The sequence below is a fragment of the Acinetobacter sp. WCHAc060042 genome (assembly GCF_003231195.1).
Taxonomy (GTDB): domain Bacteria; phylum Pseudomonadota; class Gammaproteobacteria; order Pseudomonadales; family Moraxellaceae; genus Acinetobacter.
This window is the reverse complement of sequence record NZ_QKVN01000066.1, coordinates 1-11449: the sequence shown is the minus strand read 5'-3', so window position 1 is coordinate 11449 and position 11449 is coordinate 1. Positions and strand designations below refer to the sequence as shown.

11 protein-coding genes and 1 pseudogene are annotated in these 11449 nt (G+C 34.3%); 9 read left to right on the top strand and 3 right to left on the bottom strand.

The window, feature by feature from the left end:
• The 3 genes from DPG01_RS17600 to DPG01_RS17585 all read left to right on the top strand — a co-directional run.
• Window positions 1-869 (top strand): MobA/MobL family protein (locus DPG01_RS17600; RefSeq protein ID WP_110975936.1); only part of this gene is annotated, 869 nt, incomplete at its 5' end.
• A gap of 522 nt (window positions 870-1391) precedes the next feature.
• A complete protein-coding gene (gene repM / locus DPG01_RS17590; RefSeq protein ID WP_171253726.1) occupies window positions 1392-2291 on the top strand; it encodes a replication initiation protein RepM in 900 nt (299 codons plus the stop codon).
• Between the two features lie 76 nt (window positions 2292-2367).
• On the top strand, window positions 2368-2985 hold the full coding sequence (locus DPG01_RS17585; protein WP_110975935.1) for a plasmid replication DNA-binding protein: 618 nt from the start codon (window positions 2368-2370) through the stop codon (window positions 2983-2985).
• A gap of 203 nt (window positions 2986-3188) precedes the next feature.
• On the opposite strand, the gene DPG01_RS17580 is transcribed toward DPG01_RS17585, so the two are convergent.
• Window positions 3189-4385 (bottom strand): GTPase, encoded by a 1197-nt coding sequence (locus DPG01_RS17580; RefSeq protein ID WP_110975934.1) that lies wholly within the window; start codon window positions 4383-4385, stop codon window positions 3189-3191.
• A gap of 1501 nt (window positions 4386-5886) precedes the next feature.
• On the opposite strand from DPG01_RS17580, the gene DPG01_RS17575 reads away from it, so the two are divergent.
• The 3 genes from DPG01_RS17575 to DPG01_RS17565 all read left to right on the top strand — a co-directional run bounded on the left by DPG01_RS17575 (window position 5887) and on the right by DPG01_RS17565 (window position 7606).
• A complete protein-coding gene (locus DPG01_RS17575) occupies window positions 5887-6189 on the top strand; it encodes a helix-turn-helix domain-containing protein (RefSeq protein ID WP_055414414.1) in 303 nt (100 codons plus the stop codon).
• A gap of 207 nt (window positions 6190-6396) precedes the next feature.
• Entirely contained in the window at window positions 6397-6633 is a 237-nt protein-coding gene (locus DPG01_RS19095) for a helix-turn-helix domain-containing protein (protein ID WP_110975933.1), read from the top strand.
• Entirely contained in the window at window positions 6614-7606 is a 993-nt protein-coding gene (locus DPG01_RS17565; RefSeq protein WP_110975932.1) for a hypothetical protein, read from the top strand. Before DPG01_RS19095 ends, DPG01_RS17565 begins: the two co-directional genes overlap by 20 nt.
• Before the next feature lie 44 nt (window positions 7607-7650).
• On the opposite strand, the gene dcm is transcribed toward DPG01_RS17565, so the two are convergent.
• Together dcm and DPG01_RS17555 are read right to left on the bottom strand one after the other, a co-directional pair.
• A complete protein-coding gene (dcm, locus tag DPG01_RS17560; RefSeq protein ID WP_110975931.1) occupies window positions 7651-9027 on the bottom strand; it encodes a DNA (cytosine-5-)-methyltransferase in 1377 nt (458 codons plus the stop codon).
• A gap of 335 nt (window positions 9028-9362) precedes the next feature.
• On the bottom strand, window positions 9363-9587 hold the full coding sequence (locus tag DPG01_RS17555) for a hypothetical protein (RefSeq protein WP_104221581.1): 225 nt from the start codon (window positions 9585-9587) through the stop codon (window positions 9363-9365).
• A gap of 153 nt (window positions 9588-9740) precedes the next feature.
• Here DPG01_RS17555 and DPG01_RS17550 point away from each other — a divergent pair, with 153 nt between their 5' ends.
• From DPG01_RS17550 to DPG01_RS17540, 3 genes and pseudogenes are all read left to right on the top strand, one after another.
• Window positions 9741-9986 (top strand): hypothetical protein, encoded by a 246-nt coding sequence (locus DPG01_RS17550; protein WP_004282220.1) that lies wholly within the window; start codon window positions 9741-9743, stop codon window positions 9984-9986.
• Between the two features lie 525 nt (window positions 9987-10511).
• Window positions 10512-11273 (top strand): hypothetical protein, encoded by a 762-nt coding sequence (locus DPG01_RS17545; protein ID WP_110975930.1) that lies wholly within the window; start codon window positions 10512-10514, stop codon window positions 11271-11273.
• Window positions 11266-11449, top strand: a pseudogene (locus DPG01_RS17540) (plasmid mobilization protein); the annotation flags it as partial. The gene DPG01_RS17545 and the pseudogene DPG01_RS17540, both read left to right, overlap by 8 nt.

The following is an 11449-nucleotide window of genomic DNA, read 5'->3' as shown; positions in this document are numbered from 1 at the left end:
CAGCAGATACCCATGAGCGAGCCAATGCCAAAGTCTACATGGAATATGAATTGGCTCTCCCCAATGAACTTACACCAGAACAGCGTAAAACACTGGTAGAGGCATTTTTAAATGAACACGTAGCCAGTCACCAATATCCGCATTCTTACGCCATACACAACGTTAAATCGAGAATTGGAGGCATTGATCAACCGCATTGTCATCTCATGTTGTCTTTAAAAACCAATGATGGCCTTGACCGCACGCCAGAAACCTACTTCAAACGCTTTAATCCGAAAAACCCGGAAAAAGGCGGGGCGAAAAAAAGACAACTTGATGAAGGCTTTGACAACTACCGTTCATTCTTACTGTATATCCGCAAGGAGTGGGAAAACTATATGAATGATGCCTTACGCCAATATGCCCCGACCTTGACTTACCAAATCGATGGACAAGAGATCAACATCCCCAATCGAGTATCGTCTTCAAGTTATAAACAATATAATTTAGATCACGGCACCTTTTACATTGCCGAACCCAAGCTTGGAGTTGGCAATCAAAACAATACACCTGAATATTTAGAGCAGATCAAACAAATCCGCGAGCATAACCAACAAGAATTTGAACGCGAACAACTCCAGAAACACCAGGAACTCAACCTCAGTGCTAAACCGTTTTACAGTGTGAATGACCAGCCGTATAGCAGTTTAGAAGTAACAGCCTTATTGAAGAGTTTAAATCCAGATACCCACTCAGTAGAAATAACCGCGATTCAACAGCAACAAGCTTTAGTTGATCCATCCTTTAAGAATCAAGAACTCAATCTCACTCCTGAAAATAAACCAACACCGACTATTAAAAAAGACACTGGCTTTAACTTTTCGATATGACACGGAATCAACCGAGCGAGTGTCTACGAGCGCTATCACCAAAATTCGCGCCTAGACTTCTTGAAAAACAGCTTTTTAGGCTGTGAAGCCTAAATAAGCGTAAATCACATGTAAAAAATTGAGCCTAGACCGAGCGTAGCGAGTAAAAAGGCTTTATGAGCGAAGCGAATTCCGAGTTGCTTTTGATCTTGCTTTTGCTTTTCCTCAAATTCACGGAAACATTAACCTAAAAATTGCCCCGACGAATCGAGCGATAGCGAGATTCAATAGAGTTTGAGCGTAGCGAAAACCAAGGGCAATTTTTAAATTTGCTCTTTTTAAATATATTTTAAATATTTTAAATCTTTTAGGTGGCTTGAAAGCCATGTATATCAATGCTTTCAGCTTTTAACTATGAGGGATTGACTACTAACTATGAGGGATTGACTACTAACTATGAGGGATTGACTACTAAACTATGAGGGATTGACTACTAACTATGAGAGAATTATATTACTCATAGTTAGGTTTATAGAAATAGAATTGATGAGTACATCTAAAAAAGAATTAGTAGTTAAATCAAATCAAGTAATTGAGGCTTCATATCAATTAAGCTCTACAGAACAGCGTATTGTGTTAGCTGCTATCAGTAAAATTAGTCGAGCTGAAGATATTACAGATGATGAAATCTATCGCGTAACCATTGATGATTTAAAAAAACTTGGGGTTCATGAAAAGACCGCTTATAGAGATCTAAAAGATGGTGTAAATCGTTTATATGATAGGTCAATTAATTTAGCTATTGATGATGAATCAATTAAAATGAGATGGATTCAATCCATACGTTTTTTAGAGAGTAAAAGTGTTGTAGGAATTAGATTTTCTAAAGAAATTTTGCCATTCATTTCTAATCTAAGCCGTGAATTCACTAAATATTCGTTATCTGATATTGCTGGTATGAGTAGTGCATATGCTATTCGTATTTACGAATTATTAAGCCAATACCGTTCAATAGGAAAACGAGAGATTTCCATCGAGTCTTTAAGAGGAATGTTAGAGTTAGGAAAAAGATATCCTCTTTCTGCTGATTTAAAAAGATGGGTTATTGATACTGCTGTAGATCAAATCAATGAACATAGCCCATTAAATGTATCTTATGAGCAAATAAAGACAGGTCGAAAAGTCACACACATTCACTTCAAGTTTAAAGAAAAATTAAAAAGTATTGAGCATAAATCCGAACAAAATAATTTTTATAAATTGACAGATGCACAAATTAATATGTTTGGTAATCAGCTTTCACGCTTACATGAAGTATCTCACCTAGCACAACAAGGCGAAAGTTATGATGACTTAGCTATTAAAATTAAAGATATGCTGCGAGATCCAATACAACAAAAACAACTTATTCCTCATCTTAAAAATTTAGGTTTTAAAGCATAAAGATAGATTGTGTATGTAGCGGTTGACTGTTTGTTAATGTATCTTAGTTCACATAATAGACAACCAAAATTACAAGATGAAATCACTATCTGTTATTGAGCTCTCAAACCTCTATGGAATGACTCGTCAAGCCATTTATAAGCATATTAATAAAGGGAACTTAAGTAAGAATAGTGACGGTAAAATTGATCTTTCCGAAGCTATTCGTGTCTTTGGTGAACCTTCTAGAAATGTGAACGGTTCACAGACAACTGAAACACGAAAGTTGTCAGAAGTTCACCTGCTAGAACAGCAGGTTTACATGCTTCAGAAACAGCTTGAACAGGCGCATGAGCGTGAGCAGTTTCAACGTGAGGAGTTGAAAGCTAAGAATGATCAATTACACATTAAAGATGAACAAATTGAAGCGATACAACGCCTATTAGAAGCTCCAAAAACTTATACATCTACATATATCGATCCAAAATCAGATACAGCAACAGATACTAGGTCAAAAAGTGATTCGAACTATGATGGATTGACTACTCAACAAAAAGAAGCTCCTATACAAGCAGAGATCCAGACTCAACCTAAAGATACTGGATTGACTAATCCAGTTGAAACAGAAAATAAGCGCATTCCTGTGCCTAAACACATTGAACCAGAGCCTGAGAAAAGAGGCTTTTGGAGCCGTTTTTTTAGACCCTATGATTAACCACGATTGTTTAACTGATATGAACAAAGTTGTGGAACATTGATCAAATAATAGGCGTGGAACGTGAAAAATCATAAAAAAAGCCCGAACAGTGATGCTCGGGCTATAAACTTTGAAATAAGTATATGAATTTCAAGGTAAATTATAACACGTTTCGTATAAGGTGTATTATGTTAATTTTAGATACTCTTTAAAATAAAGATCTATGCAGTCTTTTTGAAAGTACCAAAAATTTGTGTAAAGGTTTCAATAATCTTTTTCGTATTTTCAGGTAGGATGACTTTTGCTTCTTGTTTATTATAAAAAGAAGATAAAGTTTTTACATATGCATGACCAACTGCTTCAGTTAAAGCTATTGCTGTAGTTGCAGATATAGCTCCTCCAACTAGAGTTCCTGCTCCAGGAATAAATTTTAATAGATTAGATACAACTGCTTTACCAACCTGTGCCAATGCTGTTACCCCTAAAATGCCTGTAGCAATAGCAGCACTTTGTTTTATATCTTCATCTAATTCAAATTCAGAATTAATTGTATAAATTAATGTTGATTGAATAGCTGCAATAATTGGAGCATCAGATCCTGGTATTGGGCTAGCCCCTGCAGTACCTGCTGCTGCAGCAGCTATATGAATTTTAGTCGAACAAGAATCTAAAATTGCTGCTAACTTTTTTTCTGCATTTACTGCCTGTGCTTTTTCAAATGCTTTTTTTGCATTTTTACTACCTTCAGGAAAAGCGGTCTCTGTAAGTTCAAATAAAGTATCTAAACCTGAAACAGGAATTGTTACAGCCCCCCCCATTAACGTGTAAGAAACTGAATTTACACGAGCATATCTATTTTTGATAGTTGAAAGGCATCCTGCCTGATTGAAGATATTTTTTGCTTCTTCAACAAATGTATCACCACTTTCAAACTGAGTTTGAGTGAAAACTACAATTACAGGAATATCATAGTCAGATACAAGCTTAACTAATTCTATTTCTCGTTCTTCAATCCGTTTTGATGGTTCTTTAATACATAACCATGCTATATGAGGAAGACCATCTAACGATCGAGAAGAAACAGCTTCTTCTTTTGCATTATTTAAGGCTTTTCTTAAATCAGCCAAAGTGTTTTGATAATCAGCAGCTTCTATTCCTTTTGTATCCCACAGAATTAAACCTTTATCTTCATAAACAAATTTTTCTAAATGCTGTGTTTGAGGGACACCATCTCCTGTTTTTGCAATATCAATTCCAAAAAAGCTATTCACCAGTGAGCTTTTACCCACTCCTGAAGCACCCATTAATAAAATATTAATTTTTTCCTTCCGATCAAAAACATTTCTTTTAGCTTTTTCGCTGTCAAAATCCCCAGTTTCTGTATTAAAAGAATCACCCAAGTAATCGCTATATTTCATTTTGTATCCCACTTTATTGATTTAAAGTATTTTGATTAATCGATCATAGAATATATGATTTTATTAAAAATAATATGAGATTAGCGACATAAAATGTCGCTATTAAATTTTTATATTAAATCTATTTAACATAATAGAGCTTATACGAAACGCGTTTTTAATATTACTTTAAGATCAGTATCTTATCGTTATTCATACCCTCTGGAACGTTCTCGTTCAACCGACTTGGAAACAAGTCGGTTTTTTTTTAAGCAAAACTGTAACTTTTAGCCAATAAAATTGATCAAAAAACACTCGTTTTTGCATTTTTTCCTGATTTATCAAGGTTCACAATTTAGAAATAATCCCCAATTTCTGCGGACAACTCTTGGGATAAAATAGGCCAACTTTGTAAGCTAAAACTTACATAGATTTAAGGTTTTTGCGGATTGGTAATCCAAGGCATTAGCCCTATGATGAATACATAAGGGAACTGGATGTTTCCAGAAAACAAGAATAAGAAAATAGCGCAAGGAATGGGCAGCACGAGATCAGTAAGATGAGCACCCCGATATGAAAAAGCCCGACAGGATGTCGGGCTTTTTTATTATTTATATAATTTTGAACAATATACCTTATGCTATTTTTAAGAAAACTATAAAATTTGCAGCCTGTACACAAATGGCTGTGCAGGGATTGCCCTACTAATTTAATTTCATTCACATAGAAGCTCTAAAAAATCCAACAAAAAAGCCGCTCGTAAGCGGCTTAATTCAACTAACTGACATATATATGTATGTATTGCAATAGCTGTACTAAGTCAGCAAGCAAACTGATCGCATCAAGCAATCTGAATAAGCTATGCACTTCCACCTCCTTTCGTATCTATCCGCCTTTGTGGGGAGGCAAAGAACGATAAGTTGGTGAAGAGCTACTTGCGTCAGAAGACGTTTTGGCTTTAAATACCAAATAGAAACACCTCATCATTCAACTGCCGAATTGATGAAAGTCTTGAATCTATAGCTCAAATTTTAGTCGAGGAGAGCTAAGCGCATTCAAGACACCCAAACCACGCTCTGATCAGCGTGGTTTTTCTCTTTTTACCACGTTACTTTCTTCAAAAATTACTACGTAACATCTTAAGAAGTGCAGTAAATACATATACCTTACGCTACGTCATGGTGTTTGTTCAATATTGACATTTCACTAAAAATTTTTTTGATTTTTGTCAAAAAAGATAGTTTAAATTTCCCTGTTTTTGTCTTTCTAGTTTAAGCCTTATTAGACAAGGGCATAGCATAGCAAAGCTCTATTTATCTGCTTACAAATAAGCTTGTGGATAAGTAAAAAAATTTAAATTAATCCAATACTGCATGAATCATGCATTCCAGTTCATTTCCATTTAGGTAAACACCACCTGTACCACAAACAAAATCAAGACCTAAACCACCAAAATAATTGCGGTTTTCTGTGTAATATCGCTAATACGAACTTCATCTCTCGACCCTAGGAGATCAATCTAATGGCTAAAACCTTACAGGAATTATTGGCTAGTCGCTCTCCAGAGAGCCAAGCTCGTATTCAAAAAATGGCTGATGAACTACTTTTAGAAACTCAGCTTCACCTTATTCGAGAAGAATTAGAGATTTCCCAAAAAGAGCTAGCTGAAACTCTAGGAATCAAACAACCATCACTTTCAGCAATAGAAAATCGTGGCAATGATCTTAAGATTTCAACCATGAAAAAGTATGTTGAGGCAATGGGCGGGAAGCTCCGTATTGATGTAGAGCTTCCAACAGGAAAACATATAGGATTCAATGTTTAACAATACAAATGGGAGCTAAAGGCTCCCATTTTTAGATTCGTATAACGCGTATTATGTTAATTTTAGAAGAACTTAAGCATTTAGTGTTGTATTTCACTCACCATCATAAATTTTTAATAGTAATCCTATTAAGTAAAGAATAATAAATATCATTTAATGTGACTTATTGTCTGTAGATATATTGTCTGCAAAGAAAATAATAAAACAATGCCGAAGTCATTAATTTTTATTGGATTGAGAGTTAAGAGTCAGCGAAATTTCTTGGGTATTTCTCAAGAAGAACTTGCTGAACGAACATCTTTAGATCGAACATACATTAGCTTACTAGAGAGAGGAAAACGAAATCCATCTCTCTTAACCCTTATTAAAGTTGCTCAGGGTTTAGAGACTTCGGTATCCACATTAACAAAGGATATTGAAGAAATTGGCTTTACTTCCGAATAACACACAACATTATCAACAAATTTTAGCGGGTACTGCTGGTCGAAATACTGGTCATGCATATGAAGAATATCTAGCAGATAATATTAATTCATTAAATGTTCCATTAAATATATCAATACAACCACTACCGATAGTAGGTTCTTATCAAAATGTCTTTTCTTCAAATAATGAAGCTTTCACATTAATCACTTATTTGGCTAAAGCATATAATATTTCTCAAATTACTAGAATTTATGCTGTTGCAACAGGGGGATTAGCAACATCCGCTAACAGTCAGGGTGTCCATTTTAATGGACAAATAATTAAAAAATGTAAAAGTGATATTTTAATTGAAATCGAAGACCAATCTAATCAAATTCATCGTATTGGGATATCTGTAAAACAATGTAACAATCAGAGACCTCTTAATGCTCAAGTTTTTTGTTCCACAGCTTCAGGGTTTTCTAACCTATTAAGACAACATAACATTCCAGTTTCTATTTTAGCTGAAAATGAATTACGTAAATTCTGTGGTCATCCTGGAAGCTCTCCAATAGATCACAATATTCATTTGACCCGTGTAATTGATCATAGAAGATACTTTTGGGAAGAACTAGATATTAATGCATCACAGGAGTGGCAAAATATTTTTGATAATTACAACGCTGAAATAGCTAGAATTTTATTGCAAAAAGCATATAGTAACGAACCTTATCCACCTGAGTTTTTATTACATAAAACAAAGAGAACCTCAGGAAATCAGGAAATTGCTATTTTTGAAATTGCTGATTTAATAGTAAAAAGTTTTCAGTATCAATGCTTTACAACATCACTCTATAGAGTAAAAAAAGGAACTTTTAAAGAAGCTAAAACTATGGGAGATACACACGAGGCTCCTAGTTTTGGAATATTTCAAATGCAACGCTTAGGAAATACTCAAAATGCACATCAATTGCAATTTAATTTAAAAGCCGGCTATTTTTATCATATTTAAGTAAGTTAAAGACTAATAACTAATGTTATTAGTCTTTATCCTATTTATTGTCCACTTTTAAGAATATTTGTTAAATACTTAGCTATTTTATAAGAAAGTAACGGAGGTACTGCATTACCAATGGCTGTTCTAACCGTACCTACTTTTCCATTAAAAACAAACTTGTCAGGGAAAGACTGAATACGTGCTGCTTCCCTAATGGTTAGGGATCTTGTTGCTACTGGATGTACGTTTCGACATCCCGAAATCATTCCAAATGTAGTCTGAACTGTAGATCCTTCTTCATTCCATACTTGACGCTTATAAGTTGTATTGTAACCTGATGGAGGCCTCAAATACTCATCTGTATTATCATGAGCACTATTTCCCTCTGGAACATTCCACAACCATTCTAAGACATGAGCAGGATGGTTCACAGCAAAATGTAATCTATCAATATTTGATGATTCTCCTGATTCCAAGTACTCTAGATCAGAGCAAGCATCCCCAAATGTTAAATTGTTACCTTCCGCATCAGGAAAGCCTAATTCAGATTGAATGTCATTTCTAATAGCAAGAAAGAACACCCGAGCACGACTTTGTGGCACACCATAATCTTTAGCATTTACATCGAAGTAGGTAATTTTATAATTTAGATCTTGAAATTTTTTTATGATCAGATCTTTAATGTGATTACCATTTTCATCTTTCATTGATGTCAATAGCTGTACATTTTCTAATAATGCAATTTTTGGTTTAAATACAGTCACAAAATCTAAATAATTTTCAAATAGTTTGTTCCTAGCATCTGACTTGTCCCGTTTACCTGAAAGACTAAATCCCTGACATGGAGGACCACCAATTACAATATCAATCTCGCCAATTGAATCTTTATATTGTTCAATATCTTTATGAGACAAAGAGGTTATATCATTTGCAAGTTGAGGAGTTGAGCTAAAATTATCTCTATATATTTGACTAATATGTTTATCTTTTTCTATAAACCCTGCTATACGCACTCCAGCAGCAGAGAAGCCTAAACATAATCCTCCACAACCAGAAAACAAGCTTATAGCTTTTAAATCTTTCTTAGAATTTATATGCTTATCATATATATTATCTAAATCTTTCACATATTTTTCAGTTTTTTTTGACAAGGTATATTTCTTTCTTCTTCTATCCACATCTAACGGATTTATAGAAAAACTACTTTCTTTAGTAATTTTCTTTTTAGCCTTTGCAACTTTTTCAACTTTTCCAGAATTAGAAAAAAAATTTAAAATTAATTCCTTTTCTCCAGCAGATAACTCGCCTTTACCTAATTCAAAAACAGAAATTTTTGCTTGGACAATTAATGTTTCCTTAGCTAGTTTCGCCTGAGAAACTTTCTGAGTTTGTCTGAAATCACGTAATTGTTGACCTGAAAAATTATTAGTCAGCATAAAAGAACTCTAAACAACGTTTGATTTTTTCAATTATACATATTGTTATACTCAACTAATCTGTATAACGTCTTAAATTGTCGCTTAACATAAAATCTCTTATGCGAAATTCATCTGTAAGCCCAAAATAGAAATATCCGGTTTACCGAATGCTCGACCTAAGATCTCAGAAAATAAGAATTTGATGATCACCCTGGTTCTCAAAACTCGATACTTTATTGAAAAGTTCTATCGAGGCTTATAAGTCCCTGAAACAAAAAAATGCCTGAAGTTCAGGCATTTTTTACATCATCAATATCTACTAAAAAGCTTACAACAATCAAAAAACGAGAGCTTTATTCTTGTGAATACGACTTAACTTTTTCAAAAATTGGATAGAAATCTAATCCCTCATCTTTCATCGTAGAAATCAACGCAACGATTACAGCAATATGTGTAGGAACCACACCTTGTTTACTGTAATTCGTAATCGAATTAGGTTTCATATCCAATAAGACAGCAAATTCCTTAATTGAAAGCCCTGCTTTACCGACAAGACGTTGAAATTCAGTATATGGCATTTAATTAAATTTATAGAAATAGTGTTTTGAAATTATAGCATAGGGTTATACTTACATAAAAACACATAAAATTATGTGGTAAACACATAATTTTATGTGTTATAAATAGCTTATCAACTAACCTATTTATCCTTGCTATCGGAGAAATGTAATATGTACTCATACCCGGATTCAAACACTGAAAAGAAAATTGCTCTCATGATCATCAATGACTTTTTCATTCAAAAAGCCCATGAACTGTGGATTTTTTTACAACTCGATCAGTGCTTTAATGATTATGAAGCCACACTGATTTGGACTCGACGTTATTTAGAGAAGCATCCTGAGTGTGAGTACAGCGATATTCAAAAAGCCTTTGTTTCTTGTTTCCCAGAGCACTTCTTCAGCTTTGACTGTTAATTTATGAGAGGCACGGTAAAAAATCGCAAATAGAAAGAGCCAGTTCATACAACTGGCTTTTTATTGTCACGTATAAATCTAAGACTTGTTTTAATCGTTGCTAACACGATCAAGCAAAGTGTAATAACGAAACTAAAAGTGCAGCAACAGACTTTTTTTTTGCAGAAATAAAACTGAAAATTCGGTAACAGAACCGTTTTTGTAGAAACGAAACTGAAAATGCAGCAACGGACATCTTTTTTGCCGGAAACAAGCGCAATTTAAGCGAAAAGCACAGCATTGTTTTGATTTTAAAATTTAAGCATATTGCTTAAATATCAGCAGCTTAGGTTCAATACCTAAGCTGCTGATTCAGGGGTCAAGGGGAAGGATTCCCCTGCGGACTGTAGTTTCTCGAAGAGAAACTGTTAAGTGCGAATTAATAAAAAATAAAATAAATTTTATTTTTTATTAATTAAATCCATTCGCCCAATAAGTTATGCTACAAAGCATAATGAAATTGAAGCGAATGGATTTCTTGTTAAAATGCAAAACTCTGATTTAAAAAAACGTGGACGACCAGCCCTTTTACTCAATAAAGCTGAGTTAATGGCCTATGTCGACTATGTGAGAAAGTACAAAATTTGGGATCAAGTCACTCAAAATGCAGTTCATGAAATTCAAGCATCTCAATTTGAAATGCAGAACTTGTCACCAACTGCATTAGTCATCGTAAAACAAGCCATTAAACCATTTAGAGAGCTTCAAAAAGTTGAACTGCTTTATCAACAACTTTGTAAAACTACATCGCATGATTTCTTTCAAAAAAAGTTCGTCGAGTTATATCAACAATACCAAAGCACTCGTGAAGATCAGACACTGAATGTGCTTAAAACAATGGCAACTCAATATCTTCGTTTTAAAGACAACAAAGTCGATGAAAATAGCTTAAAACTGTATCTCAACCAGCTCGAGAAGAAAGAAAATAAAGCAAAACGGAATGCCGATAACAAGAAGAAATTTGAGCTCGGCGGGGCGCTATTGTCATTGTTAAAAACAAAAAATATTGATGTCACCAAACTGACGGCCGAGCAAATAATTCGTGCTCTTTTTAGTCAAGATATGCACTTTAATTTAGCCAATTGCAATACGATCATTTTTCAAGAAATGCTCAATGTTGGCCTCAGTGACACTAAAGCCAAGAACTTATTTCCACTGGTTTTAGATCAACTCACAGACTATCGCGACGAAGATGGTTTGCCGATTTACTTAAAGCAAATTATTAGGACAATGGCAGAAAATGGCTAGCTATCACCTGCAACTAAGAGACAAACCCAAAGGCTATGCACTCGAACATTATTTCTATATTGCTCGATTAGAAAAATATCAGCATGTGCGAGTCAAAAGCGAAGAAGTCTTAGAACATATCGAACCTGGCCGTTGCATGCCAATCTGGGCGAAAGATCCTGCTGACTTCTGGAAAG